The 21,682-nt window shown below is 40.3% G+C and carries 24 protein-coding genes and 1 pseudogene; 12 read left to right on the top strand and 13 right to left on the bottom strand.

The annotated features are described in order from the left end of the window. Window positions 1-159: 159 nt before the first annotated feature. The 3 genes and pseudogenes from fdhF to J7E35_RS16190 all read right to left on the bottom strand — a co-directional run bounded on the left by fdhF (window position 160) and on the right by J7E35_RS16190 (window position 4,767). The gene (gene fdhF / locus J7E35_RS23745) at window positions 160-2,037 is read right to left on the bottom strand and encodes a formate dehydrogenase subunit alpha (protein ID WP_353050379.1); all 1,878 of its coding nucleotides are present in this window, start codon (window positions 2,035-2,037) and stop codon (window positions 160-162) included. A 24-nt stretch (window positions 2,038-2,061) separates the two neighbouring features. Then, a pseudogene (locus tag J7E35_RS23740) lies at window positions 2,062-2,220 on the bottom strand (hypothetical protein); the annotation flags it as partial. Window positions 2,221-2,607: 387 nt separating this feature from the next. Further along, the gene (locus J7E35_RS16190) at window positions 2,608-4,767 is read right to left on the bottom strand and encodes a PAS domain S-box protein (protein ID WP_214781385.1); all 2,160 of its coding nucleotides are present in this window, start codon (window positions 4,765-4,767) and stop codon (window positions 2,608-2,610) included. 338 nt (window positions 4,768-5,105) lie between these two features. On the opposite strand from J7E35_RS16190, the gene yhfH reads away from it, so the two are divergent. The 5 genes from yhfH (at window position 5,106) to J7E35_RS16165 (ending at window position 8,006) form a co-directional block, all read left to right on the top strand. Further along, on the top strand, window positions 5,106-5,237 hold the full coding sequence (gene yhfH, locus J7E35_RS16185; RefSeq protein ID WP_214781383.1) for a protein YhfH: 132 nt from the start codon (window positions 5,106-5,108) through the stop codon (window positions 5,235-5,237). An 842-nt stretch (window positions 5,238-6,079) separates the two neighbouring features. Next, complete coding sequence (locus tag J7E35_RS16180; RefSeq protein WP_192471715.1) at window positions 6,080-6,250, top strand: hypothetical protein; 171 nt, start codon at window positions 6,080-6,082, stop codon at window positions 6,248-6,250. A 138-nt stretch (window positions 6,251-6,388) separates the two neighbouring features. Then, a complete protein-coding gene (locus tag J7E35_RS16175; protein WP_214781381.1) occupies window positions 6,389-6,637 on the top strand; it encodes a transcriptional regulator SplA domain-containing protein in 249 nt (82 codons plus the stop codon). Then, complete coding sequence (locus J7E35_RS16170) at window positions 6,600-6,842, top strand: hypothetical protein (RefSeq protein ID WP_214781587.1); 243 nt, start codon at window positions 6,600-6,602, stop codon at window positions 6,840-6,842. The genes J7E35_RS16175 and J7E35_RS16170 overlap by 38 nt, the downstream gene beginning before the upstream one ends. A 132-nt stretch (window positions 6,843-6,974) precedes the next feature. Beyond that, window positions 6,975-8,006, top strand: a complete 1,032-nt coding sequence (locus tag J7E35_RS16165) for a class I SAM-dependent methyltransferase (protein ID WP_251041032.1) — start codon at window positions 6,975-6,977, stop codon at window positions 8,004-8,006. Window positions 8,007-8,039: 33 nt separating this feature from the next. Here J7E35_RS16165 and J7E35_RS16160 read toward each other — a convergent pair whose 3' ends face one another. The 3 genes from J7E35_RS16160 to J7E35_RS16150 form a co-directional block, all read right to left on the bottom strand. Beyond that, entirely contained in the window at window positions 8,040-8,198 is a 159-nt protein-coding gene (locus tag J7E35_RS16160) for a hypothetical protein (protein WP_214781585.1), read from the bottom strand. Between the two features lie 21 nt (window positions 8,199-8,219). Continuing rightward, window positions 8,220-8,423, bottom strand: a complete 204-nt coding sequence (locus J7E35_RS16155; protein WP_214781378.1) for a YozQ family protein — start codon at window positions 8,421-8,423, stop codon at window positions 8,220-8,222. A gap of 146 nt (window positions 8,424-8,569) precedes the next feature. Then, complete coding sequence (locus tag J7E35_RS16150) at window positions 8,570-9,748, bottom strand: MFS transporter (RefSeq protein ID WP_214781376.1); 1,179 nt, start codon at window positions 9,746-9,748, stop codon at window positions 8,570-8,572. Between the two features lie 207 nt (window positions 9,749-9,955). On the opposite strand from J7E35_RS16150, the gene J7E35_RS16145 reads away from it, so the two are divergent. Beyond that, entirely contained in the window at window positions 9,956-10,126 is a 171-nt protein-coding gene (locus J7E35_RS16145) for a XapX domain-containing protein (protein ID WP_192471710.1), read from the top strand. 188 nt (window positions 10,127-10,314) lie between these two features. Here J7E35_RS16145 and J7E35_RS16140 read toward each other — a convergent pair whose 3' ends face one another. Beyond that, window positions 10,315-11,151, bottom strand: a complete 837-nt coding sequence (locus J7E35_RS16140; protein WP_251041031.1) for a formate/nitrite transporter family protein — start codon at window positions 11,149-11,151, stop codon at window positions 10,315-10,317. A 306-nt stretch (window positions 11,152-11,457) separates the two neighbouring features. Then, window positions 11,458-13,386: an endonuclease MutS2 gene (locus tag J7E35_RS16135; protein WP_214781374.1), complete on the bottom strand. Its 1,929-nt coding sequence runs from the start codon at window positions 13,384-13,386 to the stop codon at window positions 11,458-11,460. A 524-nt stretch (window positions 13,387-13,910) separates the two neighbouring features. Here J7E35_RS16135 and J7E35_RS16130 point away from each other — a divergent pair. After that, window positions 13,911-14,573, top strand: coding sequence for a Crp/Fnr family transcriptional regulator (locus J7E35_RS16130; protein ID WP_214781573.1), 663 nt, complete (start codon window positions 13,911-13,913; stop codon window positions 14,571-14,573). A gap of 46 nt (window positions 14,574-14,619) precedes the next feature. On the opposite strand, the gene J7E35_RS16125 is transcribed toward J7E35_RS16130, so the two are convergent. Further along, window positions 14,620-15,267 (bottom strand): LrgB family protein, encoded by a 648-nt coding sequence (locus tag J7E35_RS16125; protein WP_251009715.1) that lies wholly within the window; start codon window positions 15,265-15,267, stop codon window positions 14,620-14,622. Between the two features lie 13 nt (window positions 15,268-15,280). Beyond that, on the bottom strand, window positions 15,281-15,679 hold the full coding sequence (locus J7E35_RS16120) for a CidA/LrgA family protein (protein WP_251041029.1): 399 nt from the start codon (window positions 15,677-15,679) through the stop codon (window positions 15,281-15,283). Window positions 15,680-15,867: 188 nt separating this feature from the next. Here J7E35_RS16120 and J7E35_RS16115 point away from each other — a divergent pair, with 188 nt between their 5' ends. Then, window positions 15,868-16,467: an SCO family protein gene (locus J7E35_RS16115; RefSeq protein ID WP_214781372.1), complete on the top strand. Its 600-nt coding sequence runs from the start codon at window positions 15,868-15,870 to the stop codon at window positions 16,465-16,467. Window positions 16,468-16,597: 130 nt separating this feature from the next. Here the strand turns inward: J7E35_RS16115 and J7E35_RS16110 are convergent, their stop codons facing one another. Then, window positions 16,598-16,735: a hypothetical protein gene (locus tag J7E35_RS16110; protein WP_023627787.1), complete on the bottom strand. Its 138-nt coding sequence runs from the start codon at window positions 16,733-16,735 to the stop codon at window positions 16,598-16,600. A 304-nt stretch (window positions 16,736-17,039) separates the two neighbouring features. Here J7E35_RS16110 and J7E35_RS16105 point away from each other — a divergent pair, with 304 nt between their 5' ends. Beyond that, entirely contained in the window at window positions 17,040-18,659 is a 1,620-nt protein-coding gene (locus J7E35_RS16105) for an ABC-F family ATP-binding cassette domain-containing protein (RefSeq protein ID WP_214781370.1), read from the top strand. A 60-nt stretch (window positions 18,660-18,719) separates the two neighbouring features. Here J7E35_RS16105 and J7E35_RS16100 read toward each other — a convergent pair whose 3' ends face one another. Beyond that, on the bottom strand, window positions 18,720-18,854 hold the full coding sequence (locus J7E35_RS16100) for a YuzL family protein (protein WP_192471704.1): 135 nt from the start codon (window positions 18,852-18,854) through the stop codon (window positions 18,720-18,722). Between the two features lie 103 nt (window positions 18,855-18,957). Between J7E35_RS16100 and J7E35_RS16095 the strand changes: the two genes are divergently transcribed. From J7E35_RS16095 to modB, 3 genes are all read left to right on the top strand, one after another. Next, on the top strand, window positions 18,958-19,209 hold the full coding sequence (locus tag J7E35_RS16095; protein WP_192471703.1) for a YkuS family protein: 252 nt from the start codon (window positions 18,958-18,960) through the stop codon (window positions 19,207-19,209). 180 nt (window positions 19,210-19,389) lie between these two features. After that, a complete protein-coding gene (modA, locus tag J7E35_RS16090) occupies window positions 19,390-20,163 on the top strand; it encodes a molybdate ABC transporter substrate-binding protein (protein ID WP_483297666.1) in 774 nt (257 codons plus the stop codon). A 5-nt stretch (window positions 20,164-20,168) separates the two neighbouring features. Next, the gene (gene modB, locus J7E35_RS16085; RefSeq protein ID WP_214781366.1) at window positions 20,169-20,825 is read left to right on the top strand and encodes a molybdate ABC transporter permease subunit; all 657 of its coding nucleotides are present in this window, start codon (window positions 20,169-20,171) and stop codon (window positions 20,823-20,825) included. A gap of 187 nt (window positions 20,826-21,012) precedes the next feature. Here modB and J7E35_RS16080 read toward each other — a convergent pair whose 3' ends face one another. Next, window positions 21,013-21,666 carry a DUF4352 domain-containing protein gene (locus J7E35_RS16080; protein WP_214781364.1) on the bottom strand — a complete coding sequence of 218 codons (654 nt, stop codon included), beginning with the start codon at window positions 21,664-21,666 and terminating at the stop codon, window positions 21,013-21,015. Between the last annotated feature and the right edge of the window lie 16 nt (window positions 21,667-21,682).

Below are 21,682 nucleotides of genomic sequence, written 5' to 3'. Positions count from 1 at the left end.
CCCATAATTTTCTTGCACCCTCGAGTTTCACCTTTTAAAAATTTTCGCTTTTCATGACATTAAACTTTAGTAGGTCCATCACGAGCAGGAAATGGATTGTTTTATTTCAACATGCAAAAAAGCTAAAATCCCTGAGCGGGATTTTAGCTTTTATACTTCCTATGCGATTGTTTCAATTTTCACGGCACAAGCCTTGAATTCGGCGGTACCGGAAATTGGGTCATATTCATTCAGTGTAAGTACATTGGTCGGAACCTCGGACCAGTGGAAACTCATGAACACGAGTCCAGGAACAACCTGAGCAGTTATTTTTGCTTTTACGTCAAGTGTGCCTCGTCGTGAACTCACCCTGACGAGATCTCCATCATTGATATGAAGGCGAAGTGCATCTTCTGGATGAATATCAAGGGTTTCCTCTGTCTGTCTAATTTTCACCCCTGCTGCGTAGTGTCGGGTTTGTGTATGAGTATTGTATGACTCATACCGTCTGCCGGTTGTCAGGGTAAAAGGATAATGTTCATCGGGCTGTTCCAAGGGTGGTGTGAATTCAACTGGTACAAAACTGGATCGTTTTTCATTTTCACTTTCAGCATGGAACCTTTCGTGAAGGATTTTCGTACCTGGATGAGTCTCATCAGGACACGGGTAGTGGATGCCATACTCTTTTTCAAGGCGTTCATATGATATGCCCCCATACATCTCCCAAGCAAGTTCCCTTACTTCATTCCAAATTTCTTCGCTTGATTGATAACCCATCGGGTAACCCATTTTCGCCGATAGTTCACACAATATCTCCCAGTCTTCTTTCACTCCAGGCTGGGCATTGACTGCAGTGCGTACACGCTGGACTCTCCTGTCTGTATTGGTGTAAGTCCCGTTAACTTCGCCCCATGACTTGGCTGGCAGCACTACATCTGCCATTTCGGCCGTTTCTGTCATGAAAATATCCTGGACGATGAGTAAATCGAGTTTTTCCAATAGGCTTCTGGTATGGTTCATATGAACGTCTGCGACTAGCGGATTTTCCCCTATACAATATAATGCTTTGATTTCACCTGTATCAATTTTATCGAAGGTCCTCGTCTGGGTGTCACCAACTCTTTTGCTGATTTCAATATTCCATAATTTCTCGAAACGTGCACGGTATTCGCCGTCCAATATGCTGACAGCACCTGTAAGCTGGTTCGGCAGGCATCCCATGTCCCCGGCTCCCTGGACATTATTCTGTCCTCTTAAAGGCATGATGCCTGAACCTTTTTTGCCAATCTGGCCAGTCAGCAGAGCAAGGTTAGCGATATCGAATACATTGTTCACTCCACAGTGATGTTCAGTAATACCGAGTGTGTATGCAATCATCCCCCTGCTGGCCTTTGCATACAGGTGAGCAACCTCAATGATATCTTCTGGCGCCAAACCGGTGATTTCTGCAGAATATTCTGATGTATAGCGTTCGACCTTTGACAGCAATACATCAAAATCCTCAGTATGCCTGCCAATGAATCCTTGGTCATACAGCTTTTCTTTGATAATGATTCGAATTATCGCGTTGATCAGCGCAATATCTGTACCGACGTTAATTTGCAGATGTTTATGAGCGAACTTGACCATGTCGATTTTTCTTGGGTCAATGACAATTATTTTGAGACCGCCCTTGGCAGCTTTTTTTATTCTGTTTCCTATGATTGGATGTGCTTCCGTCGTGTTGGAACCCATAAGTAAAAGCACTTCTGCCTCACCGATATCTTCCAATGTATTTGTTGGGAAACCGCTTCCAAAAACAGTCGCCAGACCGGCGACACTAGGAGCATGTCAGGTTCTGTTACAGCCATCAATATTATTGCTTCCGATAGCAGTCCTCATGAACTTCTGGGTAACGTAGTTCGACTCATTGGTAGTCCGTGCGCAGGCAAACATCGATATGGATTCTGGACCAAAATCCGTCTTGATTCCAGTCAATCGGCCTGCTATGTAATTATACGCTTCCTCCCAGGTAGCCTTTACCAGCTCTCCTGCTTTCCTGATCATAGGTGTATTCAATCTTTTCGGAGCATGGACATATTGATAGGCAAAAGCACCTTTTATACATGTTTGTCCTTTATTTACAGGTGCGTCCTTATCTCCTCTGATTTTCACAATTCTATTATCTTCTACATCCAATATTAAACCGCAGCCTGTTCCACAATAACCACAGACCGTCTTTACCTGGCTAATCGATGACATAGCTTCCCCTCCGGCATTCTATTTAATATTCCCCTTAGTTTCATAGTAGTCTAAATTATCGTTGCAATGTGAAAAAATCATCATATTTCTTGTCATATTTCTGACAATTCACCGACAAATTTAGCTAATCAGACAAGAAGTTGTTAATTATAGGCTCTTTTCTCGAACTTGGTTGCTATTGACTGCAAAATAGGGTTGAATGACCAATTTTTCTTCGCTAAGTTGACTCTTTTATGAGAAGAGCATGCAAATTTAATACCGCCCTGCAAATGGCTTTATATTACGTTAAAATCGGCTTTAGGATTTTAACAACAACCTTTACGAAAACAGCTTAATTATAAAAAAATAAGGCAGGAGTTAACTCCTGCCTTATTTTCGTAATGAACACTATGCAGTTTTTGCCGGGAGCATAATTTTGAAGGTTGTTCCTTTGTTTTGCTCGCTTTCGATATAAACCTTGCCATTGTGGCTTTCAATGATCTTGAAGCTGACCATCAAGCCGAGTCCATTTCCATTTTTCTTGGTGGTATAAAACGGCTCACCAATCTTCTTCAAAGTTTCTGGAGGAATTCCTACACCGGTATCTTTGATGGAAATGAGGACATTGTCATCCTGTATTTCAGTTCTTACTTTTAAATCTCCGCCTTCAGGCATTGCTTCGATTCCGTTCTTTATAAAATTCAGGAATACTTGCTTCAATCGGTTTTCATCACATTCGATCTGGATAATTTCCTCGGTAGCATCAAAATCCAGTTTGACATTCCTTTTTCTTGCTTCGAATTTCAGCATAGAAACTACATTTTGGACAATCGGTATGATATTATGTTCCTCAAGCTCCACAGCCTTAGGTTTTGCAAGTACCATGAACTCTTCAACAATATTATTGACTCTGTCAATTTCGTCAAGGATGATTTCAATAAACTCCTGGCGTTGCGGGTCTGTTTCATCAAGCTGGAGGAATTCTGCATATCCTTTCATCGATGTCAGCGGATTTCTGATTTCATGGGCAACACCAGCCGCGAGCTGGCCAACAGCAGCAAGCTTATCCTGGCGGTGAAGCATTTCCTCAGATTTTTTCTTCTCTGTGATATCATTACGTATTGCAAGGTACTGATATGGCTTCCCATTCTCTTTTAAAAAAGGAACAATGGTGGTAGCCACCCAGTAAAATGAACCATCTTTTGCCCTGTTTCGGATATCGCCTTTCCAAACCTGACCAGATCCAATGGTTTTCCACAGGTTTTTAAAGAACTCTTTGGAATGCAATCCTGAATTCAATATGCTGTGGTCATTACCAATCAATTCTCCCCTGGTGTATTTAGAGATCTCACAGAATTTATCATTCACACTTTTGATAATCCCCTTTTCGTCAGTAAAAGCAACAATAGAGGATTGGTCGAGGGCAAAATTGATATCATTGACCTCTTTCAGCGTTTCTTTTAGGCTCGCCTCTGCCTGCTTCCTTTGAGTTATATCTGAACGAATCGAGACATATTGATATGGCTTGCCTTTACTATTCAAGAATGGAACAATCGTGGTATCAACCCAATAATAAGAACCATCCTTCTTCTTATTCCGGATTTCACCCTTCCATACCTCACCGGAACCAATTATTTTCCACATATCCTTAAAAAATTCCTTCGCATGAAGTCCAGAATTCAAGATCGAGTGATTTTGACCTAATAGTTCTCCTTCACTGTAACCTGAAATCTCAATAAACTTTTCATTAACATAGGTGATATTACCTTTAGGGTCTGTAATGGCAACAATCGCCGATGAATTAAGAGCATCCGTAATATCTTTTAAGTTTGTATCAGAAACTGCCAGCCTTTTGCTGATCAACGCACTTGAACCGATTAGACCAGCAAGGATGAGCACAGAGATAAAAACAATTAAATAACTGATTAACGACTCTGGGATCCCGGTCTGTTCTACTACCCCGTCCCTCATATTAATTGAGGAAGCCCTTGTTAGAAGAAAATGACCTTCAACAATTGCAGCAGTAACGACAAGAGCGCTTAATGGTTTAATCCATCCATGATCTCCTTGAGTGAAGCTTTTCGAAAAGAAAAGCATCCAAAAGGAAAAATAGAATGACCCAAATACAAGAAGGAGGGCAATCAGTAAAATGGAAGGCTCATAACTAAAATCTAATTTCATTGAGTACATTCCCAGGATATGGACAACCAGGACTGCAAGCATCATGAACAAACTTCCTGCAATCAAATTGATCTTGTTTATTGTCTTTCCAGTCATTGTATAGAACGCCATTGCTGTGAAAGAAATAACCAGGATAATCGATAAGACTGTTATTGAAATACGGTAAGAGACCGTGCCATTGAGATTCAGAGCAAGCATTCCAAAGAAGTTCATAACCCAAATCCCTATACCAAGCGAAAATGTCCCGCCTAAAAACAGAAATCGTTTATTTCGATCGGAAGACTTGATCAGACTGAATAAATCGAGTGCTGTATAAGATGACATGACTGTCAATAAAATGGCTACTAGCAGCAGTATTGGATTGAAGGATAATTCCGGATTATCCATTTAGGCATCATTCCCCATTTAAAGTTTCATTTCGATTGTATGTTAAATCAGAAAAGAATAAAAGGATTTATTAAATAAAATGTAATAACTTTGTCACTTTTATCTATTGACTCTTGAATTTTGGAAAAAAGCCTCTTCTGTGATTGCTTATGGTGCAGAATTCCAAATAAATATTTGATTTGCCTTTTATTAACCAATACCCCCATTTGATTATATGAACAAACACCTATTTTTTAGTTTTTTCAAAAAAAGGCTACACAATTTTTCAAATTATGTTTATACTGTACTATAACAGGTTAAGTAAAACATAAATTGTACTATAAAAGGAGGGGTTTTATATGATGAGTCCGGTTGAGTTTTTTCGTAAGTTACCAAAGAAGGTGTGCCCTGAATGTGGTGAGGGAATGCAGGAACAAGCAGAATCATATTTAATGGAATGCGACCGTTGTTTATCGAAAAAAGAGGAGTAATATGAAAAGGCACCTTCAAAGCTGAAAGGTGCCTTTTTATATAATCCAGAAAGGACTGCAAAGAAAAAAGAAGCTCATATCGAGCTTCTTCTTTAACATCTTAGGAGACCCAACCAGCATCAGCCCAAAACATTTTTGGAACTATTGAGTTGTATGATCCTCTTACTATAGCCGATGAGTGCTTGTTCCGCATTAAGGGTGTCTTTTAAAAAAGGTTTCCCTGTTTTATGACGTCCCTTTACAAACACATTTTTCGGTATAATCACCGAGAGACTCATTATTCGCTAGTGTGTTTGCGTCTTTTCTCCAATTAGGTCATGCATCCCAACTGACCACTCCATTTGAATGGCAGCTACTATGAAGGAAATATTCTACTACGACTGTTTCACCTGAAATTTGTTGACTTCCTAATACGCTGGCACCTTTCCAAGTATCTATTGATACTCTGTTGGTAAAAAGCTTCTTTCCAACGTACATTTACTAATAGGCTGGACTCTTGCTTTTTCCCTTTTGAATTGAACCATCGGAAGGTCAAGAACTTTCTTTAGGTTAACTTCGTGAACAGGTCCTTTTCCCTTTAGCTGGTGATGCTGACTTTTGAAGATCAGCTTCAAACACTTTAGGAATAACCACTTTTCGTTCACTACGGAACGAACACAATTGGTTGAGCCTCCTAAGATGTTAATCACTTTCTTTCTACACTTTTATTATACCACCATATCCAAATGTAAACCCTTTCATTTGTGACAGATTAGTGTCCTTTCCAATAATTATCACTCAATTAAATTCCCAGTATATCCTCACTCTCAATACAAAAACTACCCTTATCAGGGGGTGAGAAAATGGACATTCATAAAGATGATTTAAAAAGGGATAAAGATTTACTCAGCTCGACATATACTCCAAATCAACGGTATGTACCCGGCGGATCAGTTGACGAGCACAGAGATTTTGAAGCGGGAAATATCATTCTGACGGGCGATGAAATAAAACAGCAAAATGAAAATTTATAGCTTGCCTAACTTATTTAAACTATAGTCCCTGCAATATCAAGATTTTTACGGTTCATAAAACCCTCGGTTCTGGATAAAACCGAATTTTGAATAAGGTAAGCATAACCACTTATAAGACTCATCGAAAGGGGTATTCAATTGGATTTAATCGATCCGAAAAATTTGAAGTTTGGTGATGAAGTTTTCGTTATCTACCGTAACCCGCATGTACCATCTGTATCTAACATTAAAGCAGGTGAAATTGTCCAGCATCCTAAAGATCCTAACGCGTTCGCCCTGTTCCTGAATGATACCTTGCATGTAATTGAAGATGATGATGCACTCTTTGCTACTCAAGAGGCGGCCGAAAATGCATATTTTGATGCAGTGGATCCGTATCATTCTTAGCCATCACCCTTTTTATAAGGTTTTAACAGCTTTTCATACGGGTAAATTCAATTACGCAAGCCAATTCCAATTAGGAGGGATGAAGATGAGGGTTTTAACAGCATCTTCTAAGCTCGTCATTGGCTCTGCACTCGAAGGAGGATTTGTCTACCTAAAGAAAGGCACCCTTACCCCCAACAAAGTGATACGACGCGGAAAGCTTTAAATGAGCAAATCCTCTTTCCTCTAAAAGCACATCCATAAAGGGTGTGCTTTTTTGTAATTTTTAGAAATTTAAAGGGTTTTACCTTTCTTTACTCGAATTTAGTAAGCAATAAAAATGTTTGGGGTGACTGTATTGCTTCAATTAGAAATTGAACCTGCAATAAAACTCAATGAAACCCGCTTGCAGCCTTCCTACAGAATGGACCTCAGGAGTTTTTCCGAAAAGGAATACAATAAGTTCGTAAAATTGAATACAGTTAATGATTGGAGCCAGCTTCGCTGGAAAGATGCAGGAAGGCCATATGAGGTAACATCCTTTGCGCAGGAAAAAAAGGAATGGGAGCAAGTCAATCAACAAAGTCTGCCCGCACACACCTCCTGGCAAATGTTCAACAAATCGTTTCACGAGTGGTTTGTTAAGGATGTTCCTGCAGAAATGGACAATTCGAAACAAAATTTCATGGAGAGCTTAAAGGGTTTCAAACTGAATGAAACAAAGTCTGCATTAGGTGAACTGATCAGAATCCACCTGTGGAACTACGCTCACCGGATTGAGGACGGCATCTGGGACCCAAGGGGCAAACGCGCATTGTTCGAAGGACTTGATTTAATAAAGCCAAGAATCCTCTTCCTGGGAGCCGCTGAAGGTTACGAAGCAATGCAGCTAAGTGCCATGTATCCAGGCGGTGACATTGTGTTTGTGGATTATGATCCTTTCTGCAAGGATACGAGGTTTAGGGATTTTCCTGACACTTATCCCTTTCTCGGAACAAATCCCTCAACAGGAGGCAATAAAGTCTATCATAAAAGTGATTTTGAGACTGAATACATTGTTGAAGACATTCGCAACCTTCCTTTTGGCCATGAATTTGATATCGTTCTCAGTGTAGGGTTGCTTGAGCACTTCCCGGATACATTAAAAAGCGAAGTCGTGGATTGGCATAAGAAGTTCCTGAAAACAGGTGGATATATTATCATGACCACGCCAAGAGCTCAGTTAAAATCCAAACTGTATTATGAAATCATGGCCGATGTCATGAACCACACTTACAGGGAACTGATGACCGTAGAGCAGATGGGGCTGTATTTATACGAGAATGGTTTGGATATCTTAAGACATGGTTATATAAAAGTCCATAACGGGATCATCGCACGTCCCAGATAAAAACAGGCCCTTTTCCAAAAGGGCCTGTACGATTTACAGATCTGATCTCTTGACCGGTTCTTCTTCGTTATTCGTCTGATTGCCAGTGCTTGAAGTATAGCCAACTCGATAGACAAAATCCTTCTTTTGTTTTAACGCATCCGGCATTTTGTATTGATCTCGATTGGATTGAAATTCACCTTTATTCGACACTTAGGACACCTCGTTTCCTGCTTACTGATAACCTCTGTTGTTCAGTTCATCTTCAGCTCCGGATGAGCGCTCAATTTTTCCGCCGACTTCCCCTTCTACATAACTGTCACTAGCCTGCTCATGTGTCATTGCAAGCCCTTGCGAAAGTTCGTCATTTTTATGATAATCCGATGTATCATACATCCGCCCTGCAAGCCCATTACTTTTACCTTTATTCTCTCTCATGAAAGTCCCTCCTTTCGTACTTAGATTATTTTTTGATATAAATCCTAAATCCATACTTCTGTTTTCAATACTTATAGAAACAAAAAACAAACCCTGCCCTTCTATAAGGAAGGACAGGGTTTCTGGAATACTCTATAACAAAATTTTCAGTTTGCAGCAACCTGTTTCGAATGACCTCTTTTTTCATCCTTTATTAACCAGACTGTCAGCAAAACTCCCATTAAAGTCAGTGCAGCAAAAAATAAGTACACCCCATAAATACTGAATTCTTCAAAAATGATGCCGCCGAAGAATGTGAAAAACCAGTTGCCTAATCCGTTGCCGACTGCCGAGTATATCGTTACTGCCGTTGCAGTAATATGCAGGGGAGTAATATCCCGAATATACTGCAAACCTGCAGGAATGAACAATCCAAGAGAAAAGCCCTGGATAATAGCTGAGGCGTAAACAAGAGATAAAGAAGGTTCTGTAAAATAGAAAATCCATCGAATTAATGAAACGATCGCTGCAATAAAAGCGACCTGAAGCAGCCCTAATTTACGAATCCAGCTTCCTGCAGCCCTCATAAATGGAATTTCAGATAACACTGCAATAAGAAAGGCGATACCAATCCCAGTATAAGTGCCGCCACGGTCCTCCACAAACAGACTGAAGTAAAAGTTATTGGCCAAATTAGGACCGAAAATCATGAATGTGACTCCAAGGAAAATTAGAAACTTCTTCATCTGCATTAAATCCTTCATGCCTGCAAATAGCCCTATTGGCCGTCCTGAAGGTTCTTTGGGCATTTTCAATGAAAAAGATGCCGAGATCAATAATGTCAGGAAAAAAGCGTAAAATATCACTTGTGGGTTCCACTCGGACAACCGGCCCATTACAAAAACCGCCAGTCCGAATCCCAGTGAACCAAATAATCGGACATTTCCATAATTGACTCCTGCTTTGCTAGTGTACTTCAAGGAAATACTGTCTGATAAAGGTATGATTGCACTCTGAAAAATCGCGAGGAGCGTTGCGATGATCAAGAACGAAATAAATCCATCGAAGAAAACATAACCCAAAGCGGCAACACCTGTTATCAAGGTAGTTAAAGTCAGGAGCATATTATGGGCATTTTTCATGTCAGCAAGCATTCCCCAAAACGGCTGGAAGAAAATCATAATGACTGGACCAATGGACAGGATGATCCCAATCTGATATCCATTTAAATTTTCAACTTCACTTAAGTAAACACTTAATAAAGGAAATAAACTGCCTATGCCAAAAAAAACAAAAAGATAAAAGCCTTGCAAAGTAAAGATATTGCGCTTAACGTGCATGTCCATTTGTATCCTCCGTACTGACGCGTTATTGAGTTATATTTTACCACTATTTTAATATAAGAATAGATCATTTTGTTTCATGCATTATAAAAGAATGAATAAAGCGTTTTCATTTCATCAACCTCATGTTAAAATAATGTTGCTATGTGATCAGACGTCTGCTCACTGTAAAAATTCATTAACCATCTTGCCAAAAGAGGCGGTGAAAACATGAAAGAAATCATCTTAAGCTTAGTTGCTGGTTTAGTAGTAGGTATCCTTTTTAAATTCCTGAAGCTTCCTCTTCCAGCACCTCCAGTTCTTGCAGGTGTACTTGGAATTGTAGGAGTTTATTTAGGCGGAGTTGTTGGAGAGTGGATTCTGAATTCCTTTAAAGGTTGATAGGCTGCTTAAGCATAGGCTCTTTCTGTAAACCTCACTTCAGGCACTTCAAATCACATATCCGTATAGGCCCCAAGCCAAGAGGAATAAGACTGCATGAATATGCTTAAATTGAACTGTCAATGCAGCGAAAAGCGAAAAGCGAAAACAAAAAATCCACGGACAGCTCCGCGGATTTTTTATTGTTTTTACATTCGCTTTAAGGCATTTTGTCGATATACTGTCCGGTCTGCAGTGTGGCTTTCCTCTTTCGCCGTCCCTTTCGCATTAAGGTATACATAGAGAGTGCCAACGAAAAAGCCTCCGCCTATTATATTTCCCAAGGTTACAGGCACGAGGTTGTACAAACTGCCGGCAATACTGATTGTTTCAGGATGCGGTACGAGAAGCGCAATCGAAAAGAGGACCATGTTTGCCACACTGTGCTCGAATCCTGAGACAACAAAAGCAAAGACCAAAAGCATTATGACTCCGATTTTTGCTCCATCTCCTTTTATACTAAATGGAACCCATACAGCAAGGCAAACAAGCCAATTGCACAGGATAGCACGAAAGAACAATTGATAAGCCGGTGTATTCATTTTCATGCTTACAGTTTCCATCATATATTGTGTTTTTTCTGGTGATAAAAATATTCCCGACAGCATGACTAGAATGCCAAAGAAAAATGCTCCAATTAGATTTCCGGAATAACATGCTATCCAGTTTTCTATGGTATCCTTCCACGTCGTTACTTTTTTCAAAGAGCTGATTGTCATCATCATTGTGTTGCTTGTGAACAGTTCTCCACCGCCGTACAAAATCAGGACAAGTGCCAATCCGAAGAAGATCGAGCTGGCGATAGGTGTTGCTGCTGAATGAGCATCAAAAAAATATTCACCCAACCGGTAAGAGACCATGATGCCAAAGCCGATATACACACCAGCAAGCGCTGCACGCATGAGGTACTTACCCTTTGATTCACTGAGATACTCTTTCTTTTTTAATGCAGTGTTGATGGCTAGTTTCATTGGCTGTTCACTCATTGTTAAGACTCCTCTATATGTGAATAAAGTCACATTTTTTACTGATAGATTAATCTTAAACCCGAAATCAGAGTTTGTTAATAGCTAACACCATGAACTGTTTATGTCCATTTTCGAAGCGTTTTCATTTGCATTATAGAGGGTTTCTTTGAAGAGCAGGCTTTTAACCCTATAAATGAATAGGGGAAACCCCTTAGGTGTTTGGCATAATCTATCCTTATACCAGAATTGTGCTAACGTTAAAAGAGCCCTTCTGTTAAAAAGGCCCTTTTAGCGGAGTCTATATATAAATTCCCCCGGTTGGATTCAAGTATCTTCACGTATAACACTTTCTTCGATATGTTTTTTATCCATTCTGTTCAACAGCTTCCGGTTCTCTTTGGACTCAAAAATAATATTGAAATCATAGTCTTCCGGATAAAGCTGAGACGCAGGCAAGTTCAGCTTTAGGCGTTTATGATTCACCTCGACTTTTCGCTCCCTGACCTGGACGAGGTAATTCCCCTGAATGTCTGGTCCACTATAAATAACGCCCAGTTCCCCAGTGTTTAATACATGAACACTATCACCCATTTCAAATTTTATCACTTGCTTCTTTGAAACCTTGGAAGACTTCTGTCTTTTATGTCTGTTTGCTGTGATTTGCTGCTCTCTTTCTATCAAGGCAGCAGGATCATCCACAAATAACGAAGTGTAATCATGCTCTGCTTTGTAGGTTATTTCATGAGCCCGTTCAAGCAGCTTGGGGTGAATGCCCAGTTTTAGCGCAATTGCAAAAGCCTGGCTTTCCCCACCCTTTCCGATCCGCAGACGATAAGTAGGCTTAAGTGTATCAAGATTAAATTCCATTGAACCATTCATGAAATCCTCATGATTGTCAGCGAAGTCTTTAATCTCGCTGTAATGCGTTGTCGCAAATATAGTCGCCCCCTTATTGTTCAGGCTCTCAAGGATGGCTGTAGCTAGTCCCATCCCTTCTCCCGGGTCAGTCCCTGAGCCCAGCTCATCAAGAAGGATAAGTGACTTGTCATTGGCGTCCTTCAAGATCTCTTTTATATTGACAATCCTGGAACTGAAGGTGCTCAGATTTTGCTCGATGCTTTGCCCATCTCCTATATCGACAAGCACTTTATGAAAAATTCCCGCAGTGCTCCCCCCGCTTACCGGCAGAAGCAGTCCGCTTTGTGCCATTAGTGAAAGCAGCCCCGCTGTCTTGATGGATACGGTTTTCCCGCCTGTATTCGGTCCGGTAATGACAAGAGCATGATAATCTGTTCCAATTTCAATATTCAATGGAACCGCTTTTTCACCAAGCAGCGGATGGCGCGCTTGATTGAATAAAATGACAGGGTCATCAATAATTGCAACTTTTTTTGCGTCAATAGACCTGCAATATTTTGCTTTTGCAAACAGGAAGTCATAGTGAACCATCGTCTCCATGGCCATCCGGATTTCTTTCTCTTTTCCCTCAACCAGACCAGTCAAGGCAAACAGTACTTTCTCCACTTCGGCTTGCTCGTCTAAATAAAGCCACTCCATCTGGTCCTGGAATGAGCCAATTTCTTCTGGTTCGATAAAAAGAGTTGAGCCTGATGCCGATATATCAAGGACCGCTCCTCTTACCTTGCCGCGATATTCCTTCTTTACAGGAACAACATACCTTCCGTTTCTTTGGCTGATAACAGCTTCTTGAAGAAGTGGTTTTATTTTTGCAGATTTCAACAACTGGTTAAGCCTCTCTTTTAAACGTTCTCCCTGGATTCCTATTTGTTTCCGGACCCTCAATAGTTCCCTAGATGCGTAATCATCAATCTGGCCGTTCCGAATACACCTTTGTATCTCAGCAGCAAGTTCAGGCAGTTCTTCGATTCCCTGGACATATTGAGAAACTCTTGGAGCGGCAAACTCCTTATCCTTCATGAAACGGCGGATCTTATTGCAGGTTTCCAGGAAGGAAAGCAGCAGCGCCAGTTGCTCTGTCCGAAGCGGGATTCCTTTGTTAAATCCCTTAAGAACTGTTTCCATCCCTTCAAGACCGTGGATCGGAACACTGGTACTAATCCTGAGAATTTCAACTGCTTCATAAACTTCCTCCTGCCATGATGTGATCTGCTTCAGATTGGCGGAAGGCTGCATTTCCGTTACTTTTATTCGGCCTGATTCAGTTAAAGCAAATCCAGCGATTTCACCCTTTATTTTGTCGTAACCAAGAACTGTAAATGTTTGTTCGTTCAAGTTAGTTTCCTCCTTTAAAAATATAAAAAGCCGCTATGGAACAAGTCCACAGCGGCTTCTAAAATGCCTCGCAGACACGGCTGCAGGCACTCCTTTCCAAAAGAAAAAGCTGTGTACAAAGACACAGCTTCTGCTTACGGATATCAAGCATGCTTTACTATGTTCATTGTTCTTAACATTCAATCCCGCGCATAGTTAAATAAACCCATTGCAGGCCTATTAAAAAATCCGGATTGACCGTATGAAATTAACGGTTTAGTTAAGAACGGCACCTAACATAAAACATACTCCCAAATATAAAAAAATTTTCTTCTACAATAGAATACTTCCATTTCATCAGGATAGTCAACCACATTTATCCAATTAAGTTATAAATATAGAAACAATAGGTCCAAAAAAGATTGTTCACATTTTCTCTATTGACCTATTGTTTATATTTCATTTTAAATTAGGTTTAAACAACGGACGGAAAAGGTGGAGATTGCGTGGCCAGCCAGGAAAATCAAAATAGCCTTACTTATGAGATGAGCGAATTAATAAAAGCATCCGAAAAAAACATTAAATTCAAGAAAGGAACTTTTTTATTCCGCGAGGGGCAGGAAGCAAAGGAGATGTATGTTATTCTGTCTGGCAAGGTACAAATCTCGAAAATGAACGCCGAAGGAAAAGAATTGTATTTAAGATTATGTAAAAAAAACGACATTGTAGGTGAGCTAACTCTCTTTACAGCAGGCCCAAGATACTTATTCAATGCACGAGTAGTTGAAGATGGTGAAGCAGCAGCTGTTAATATTGAAAATCTGGAACAAATATTATTCAATAACAGCCAGCTTGCGTACCAATTCCTTAAGTGGATGAATGACCATATTCGAAGAACCATCACTAAATTTCGCGATCTTGTCTTGAACGGCAAAAAAGGAGCGTTGTATTCTACATTGATCAGGCTAAGCAATAGTTATGGCACTAAACAGGAGGATGGCATCCACATTAATGTACCAATCACGAACCAGGATTTAGCTAACTACTGTGGAACCGCGCGGGAAAGCGTCAGCCGCATGCTCGGTGAACTGCGGGATGAAGGAATCATCTCGATACACAAGAAAAGAATTATCATCCATAACCTGAACTACTTAAAACAACAAATCGACTGTGAAAATTGTCCAATCGAGTATTGCAATATTGAATAAATGTGAAAAAGGAAACCAGAGGAGGTTTCCTTTTTCATATGCATCCTTACAAAAATACCGGGAGAATTATTGGCAGGAACAACGAAGTTATTATAGCGGCCATTCCCATTGCTGCACCTGAAACTGCGCCCTGCAGCTCTCCTTCCCTGGCGGCTTCTGCTGTTCCAATTCCGTGAGCAATGGTTCCGATGGCTAACCCTCTTGAAAAAGGGTCATCGATTTTCATGATGTTCATAAGAAACGGGCCAATCATCGCCCCAAGCATGCCTGTAATCATGACGAACGCAGCAACCAAAATTGAGTCTGCCCCGATGATCCTGGCAACCTCTGAAGCTACAGGTATTGTAATAGACTTGATTGTCAAAGAAACTAGGATCAAATCCGATAAGTTAAGCAAATAAGCTATGAACACAGCTGAGAGTATGGTCGAGACGATACCTGAAATCAGACCGGACAAAGCCGGAACTGCGTAAGCAGAAATGACTTTTCTTTGGCGATATAATGGTACTGCTAATGCCACAGTAGCAGGTCCCAGAAAATAGGTCATAATCTCACTTGCTGGTTCATAATCCTTATAAGATATGTTCAGCAACAGCAGCACGGTAATTACAATCGCTGTACTCAAAAATACCGGGGAAGTCAGCGGAGATGGATATTTGCCAGCAGCCTTCCTGGCGAGAAGGTATGCAAGCAATGTTATGAGAATACTAAAGATCGTGAGCAGAGTTCCCAGCTTTCTCCCCCCCTTTTCGCTTTACCAGGACATGTGAAGTGCCTCCCGCAAACACCATGCCTACAATAGCGCTCAAAACTAAAATAACCGCAAGTTGAATCCCATTTTCTGCGATAATTCCCCCGAGAGTCATCAAACCAACTGAAATCGGTACAAAAAAGAAAGATAGATGCCTGACGAGAAAATCCGCCGCGCCTTCAAACCATTCAAGCCGGACTACCCTCGTCCATAACAGCACGGAAAGAAGGATCATTCCTAAAACATTCCCTGGAATACGCAGTTCGAAAAACTCTACAATATAAAAACCAGTTTTATTAATCAGGATCAACCCTGCAATTTGCAATAGGTATTTTAAAATTTTATCAGCTTTCAAGTTTTATTCCCCTTTGTATTCCCATAGACATTGAAAATGTTTTTACATTTCATTATAAATCTCATTCATCACATTTCAAGAATATTCACTTATTTATTTTTGAAAGTGCCATATTAAACATAGTTCACACAATGTCCATATGATTTTCCTCATATTTTTTATATCTTTATAAGGGGGAGGATTGTGTTATGAAAAAAATCTATCTTATCAGTTCACTAATTGTATTAATAGGCATTACATCGGGAATTTCATTCTTTCTAATCAGGGATGCCAATGCACAGATTCCAGAGGACATCACGCTCGTAACCATGGATGAAGAACACTATACTTTTGGAGAAGAAACAGAGACCATCAAACTTGTGGAATTCATCTATACTCATTGTCCTGATATCTGCCCAACGACAACACAAAAAATGAACCTGCTGCGCAAAGACTTGAACGAAGAAGGAGTATATGGTAAGGAAGTTCAGTTTGTTACTGTTACAATTGACCCGTACCGGGATACCCCTGAAGTTTTAAGAAAATACATGGACAATTTCGGACTTGAAAATGATGGGAATTGGATTTTCTTGACAGGCGATCCAGCCGACATTTTAGAAGAGCAACAGAAAATCAAACAGGTTGCCGATACATTCCAGTTCCAGTATCGTGATCCAGGGAACGGGTTCTATGTCCATAGTACATTTACTTACCTGATTGATAAAAACAATAAATTCATAAAAAAATTCCCGATGGGGGAAGATTTCAATAAAGATGAAGTTTTCGAAGATATAATGGATGAGTTATAGCACACAAAAAAAGCGGTTGAATGCACCGCTTTTTTTGCTGTTCAATTTAGTTTAATTGTTTACTTTTCATTATATCTGTCTTAATACTTCTTGAAGGCCGAATCTGTATAATGATAAGCACGCCTATCTCTTAATGCGAATTCACTGTTGTGGGATGTTTCTCTGTTTTTTGCAGGGAAAAAAATTCTGATTTTGGCTTAGTGAAGCTGACTTTTATCCCTGATTCCTTTAGACGGTTAACAAAATCAACCAGCTGCTTTTTAGCCATTTTCAAAAACTCCTTTTACCATCTTTATCTAATATTATTTTACATGAAAAATATGAAATATGTGTGAAAATGAGCAAAAAAATTGACAATAGCTATAAAAAATAATCGCATATTTCCCAATAGACACTAAGGATACATTTTGATAAATAAGAAACAAATTTTCTCATTAATTACTACACTCGCCTTTTCCCATTTTGTTCCCTATAAAAACACCATTAAACAAAAAAATGTTCCATTCATTCGCTCATAGCATTTAAACATGTTATAATCTTTGGGATATATATTAATGGAGGCTACTAAATAAATGATTACAGTTCAAAATGTTGGCTTGAGATATGGTGACCGCAAGCTCTTTGAAGATGTTAATATTAAATTCACACCGGGAAATTGCTATGGCCTGATTGGAGCCAATGGTGCAGGCAAATCGACTTTCCTTAAAATCTTATCAGGAGAAATTGAAGCGCAAACAGGAAATGTTTCAATGACACCTGGTGAGCGGATGGCAGTACTGAAACAAAACCACTTTGAGTACGAAGATGTGGAAGTGTTGAAAGTCGTCATTATGGGACATGCCCGTTTATATGAAGTCATGCAGGAAAAAGATGCAATTTACATGAAGGCAGACTTCACAGATGAAGACGGCATGAAGGCCGCCGAGCTTGAAGGTGAGTTTGCTGAGCTTAATGGCTGGGAAGCAGAATCCGAAGCAGCGATTCTTCTTAAAGGCCTTGGAATCGGCGAGGAGCTTCATGATAAAAAAATGGCTGATATCGGCGGCGGAGAAAAAGTAAAGGTCCTTCTTGCACAGGCACTATTCGGCAAGCCGGATGTTCTCCTTCTCGATGAACCTACCAACCACCTTGATATCGCTGCGATACAATGGCTGGAAGAATTCTTGATCAACTTCGAGAATACAGTTATCGTTGTGTCCCACGACCGTCACTTCTTGAATAAAGTATGTACCCATATTGCCGACCTTGACTTTGGCAAGATCCAGCTTTATGTCGGCAACTATGATTTCTGGTATGAATCAAGCCAGCTGGCTTTGAGAATGCAGTCCGATACTAATCGCAAGAAAGAGGAAAAAATCAAGGAATTACAGGCGTTCATTGCGCGATTCAGTGCAAACGCATCTAAATCCAAGCAGGCTACTTCCCGTAAAAAACTGCTTGATAAGATTTCTCTGGATGATATCAAACCATCATCCCGTAAATATCCATACGTTGGATTTACTCCCGACCGTGAAATCGGCAATGACTTATTAAGAGTTGACGGAATTACCAAGACGATTGACGGGGTAAAGGTTTTGGATAATATCAGCTTCATTATGAACAAAGATGACAAAATTGCGCTTGTTGGGAAAAACGAAATCGCGATTACGACATTGTTCAAAATCCTTACCGGTGAAATGGAGCCAGACAGCGGGACTTTTAAATGGGGTGTAACGACATCACAGGCGTATTTCCCTAAAGACAACTCTGAGTTCTTTGAAGGCTGCGACCTGACCCTGGTTGACTGGCTCCGCCAGTTCTCACCAAAGGATGACAGCGAAAGCTTCCTTCGCGGATTCCTTGGACGTATGCTTTTCTCCGGTGAAGAAGTATTGAAAAAAGCAAGCGTACTTTCCGGTGGCGAAAAAGTCCGCTGCATGCTGTCAAAAATGATGCTATCTGGAGCAAACGTCCTTCTATTGGATGAGCCAACTAACCACCTGGATCTTGAATCCATCACTGCCTTGAATAATGGCATGATCAATTTTAAAGGTTCAATGATCTTTTCATCCCATGACCACCAGTTCGTTCAAACTGTGGCGAACAGGATCATGGAAATCACTCCTTCAGGGTTGATTGATAAGCAGATGACTTATGATGAATACCTTGAAGATGAAGAACTGCAAAAGCAAATTGCTGAAATGTACGCATAATATAAACCCTCGGGAATTTCCCGAGGGTTTCTCTGTTTTAAAGCTTGGACATTAACTTTCTTAATCTTTTTTCTGTTTCTTTCTTGAAGAAGCAGCGGTTCTGCTGCCTGTCTCACTCACCGTTGTCCCCTGCCCTTCAACCTGGGATGAATTCAACCCTATTGTCGATGGATCCTTTTTTCTTTTATTGCTCATAAATACCCCTCCACTTTACAAATAGTCTTCTTTAATATTGTCTTGCGAAAAGAATATTTTATACTGCTGGCGGACAACTTAGATTAGTGAGGAGGTGTTATTGATGGCAAGAGTAGGTGTAGAACAATCACTAACGAACATTTCTGAAGCCTTGCGTGAAAGAGGACATGATGTCGTCGAGTTACGCTCAGAAGCAGATGCTCAAGGCTGTGACTGCTGTGTTGTAACTGGAATAGACTCAAACGTCATGGGGATGCAGGATGTTTCAACACAAGGATCAGTCATTGAGGCAAACGGGCTTTCCGCAGATGAGGTTTGCAGGCAGATTGATCAAAAAACCGGACAGAATCAATAATACTTATGAAACTGCCGATCAGGCAGTTTTTTTTTGCCCCTATTTTCTTTTCCTACCCCTAATTCATGATATTTTCACCAACTTGTGATATTTTCTGTATGTAGGATGATTCTAATTTCGATATAATCAGTTATATCTATTGTATATGTTTAAAAAGGACTGTTTGAAAGGATGTCAGGATTGAGGAAATTACATATTGTTCTTCTCACAGCCCTCTTACTCTTCATTTCAGGATGTGCAGATGCCAGTAAACCAAGGAAAATTGAACTGACTATCTCTGCCGCAGCAAGCCTCCGGGAAGTCATGGAAGAAGCCGGGCAACTATATATGGAACAGAATCCAGGAATTAAAGTGGTCTACAATTTTGGCGGATCCGGTTCCTTGCAGCAGCAAATCTCCCAGGGTGCCCCGGTAGACTTGTTTATTTCCGCGGCTGAGGATAAATTCGATTATTTACTTTCCAAAAAGCTTATAGATCAACAACACAGCGTAAGACTGCTCAGAAACGAACTTGTAATGATCACACAGAAAGAAAACAAGGATATAAATTCAGCTGAATCGCTGACTAGCGTTAATATTGAAAGAATTGCCATGGGCACTACCGAATCTGTGCCTGCCGGCATGTATGCGAAACAAGCATTGCTATCGTTGCACTTATGGGAAAAACTTGAGCAAAAAGTTATTCCTGCTAAGGACGTTCGCCAGGTTCTTTCCTATGTTGAAACAGGAAATGTCGATGCTGGCTTTGTTTATAAAACAGATGCACTGATTTCCGATAAAATTAGGATTATCCCTTTGAATGAAAAAGCACTTCACGATCCTATTGTTTATCCAGTTGGTGTAGTTGCAAGGACTCAGCATCCTAATGAGTCCATCGACTTTTTCAATTTCCTAAATGGACAAGAAGCAATGAACATTTTTAAAAAATATGGCTTTAAAGCAGCATTGGATTGATTTTTATGAGCAGTGATTTCTGGAGTCCGATTAAACTTTCCCTTGAGGTTGCTTCGGTGTCGGTAGTATTCGTGTTCTTATTCGGCATATTTGCTGCAAGGTTTATGGCAAGGAGGCGTTTCATTGGTAAAACAGCTGTAGAGACGCTGTTGACATTGCCTTTAGTACTCCCTCCAACTGTAGTGGGATTTCTACTGATTGTCGTCTTTGGCATAAATAGTCCAATCGGAAGAATGATTGAACATGTTTTTGGCAGTCCCCTTATCTTCAGCTGGTGGGCAGCTGTTATTGCTGCTTCTGTCGTTGCGTTTCCATTGATGTATCAATCAGCCAAGACAGGCTTTCTGTCAATTGACCCTGGAGCGGAGGAAGCGGCAAGAGTAGATGGAGCAAATGAGTGGAAGGTTTTTTTATATGTTACTCTACCCCTATCAGCAAAAACATTGATCACGGGGCTCATTTTAAGCTTTGCCAGGGCCCTAGGGGAATTCGGAGCAACCCTTATGTTTGCCGGCAACTTGCCCGGCAAGACTCAGACCGCCCCAACAGCAATCTATGTAGCGCTTGAGTCAGGAAATATGCAGTCAGCCTGGCTATGGGTAATTGCCATGGTGGGAATATCATTCCTTATGCTCCTTTCGACTTCATTATTAAAACAATGAAAGAAGCATATCGATAATCTGGTTTAACGAAAAGATATACCCTCTGATTGGTGGTTTCCAATCCCTTCAAATTGTATAGAAAAAGCCATGGACCTTCCATGGCTTTCTTGCATTCTAATAGACTCTAAAGCAGTATACAAACTCTCCGTTTAGAAAAAAACAGGGTATATTATAAACTTTTAACCTTTTAATCAAAAGTTACAACAAGGTTGATAGGTTCCCCGATTTTCTTTTTGTCCTTATCAGCCAGGTCGCCTGAGAGGATTTCCACTTTATCAAGGTTTTCAAGCTCCTCTACGATAAACCCGAGATTCCCTTGCTTCGTTTGTCCGGATAAAATCTCTCCATGTAGTTCTTCCAGATAAAAATCGTCTTCCCACGTCTTGTGGATTCTATCATTGATATTCAACATTGCCACAGGCCCAAAATGATAGCTTTCATTGGAATGATTTTTTACTTCTACGCCAATTTTTACAAAATCAAACTCCTCTTGATGTGTGTATGGATGGAAGAAATCGATCAGGCTGTAATCAGGAATAAAATGCATTAACTTAATATCTTTAATTTTATATTCAATTCCATTAAGATTGAATGTTTTATTGACTTCTTTTACCGCCTTAAGTGTTAATTCTCCCTTATCATCAATCAAATAATCCCCTGCTTTTTTCAGTTCCGTGTCATCCGTAACTTGCGGATTCGGTACATATACTTCTGTCCTTTTCTTTATTGGTTTCTCTGCAATAGTTTCAACAGAATTCAACTCCTCATTTGAATCAGCCTGTGCGAATGAACAGCCTGTCAGCAGTGAAACAGCCAGCATTAACTGCAAATAATTTTTCATTTTGAAAACCCCTTTT

The sequence above is a fragment of the Bacillus sp. ISL-45 genome (assembly GCF_018613195.1).
Taxonomy (GTDB): domain Bacteria; phylum Bacillota; class Bacilli; order Bacillales; family Cytobacillaceae; genus Mesobacillus.
The sequence above is the reverse complement of the archived record's forward strand: the minus strand, read 5'-3'. Positions and strand labels throughout refer to the sequence as shown.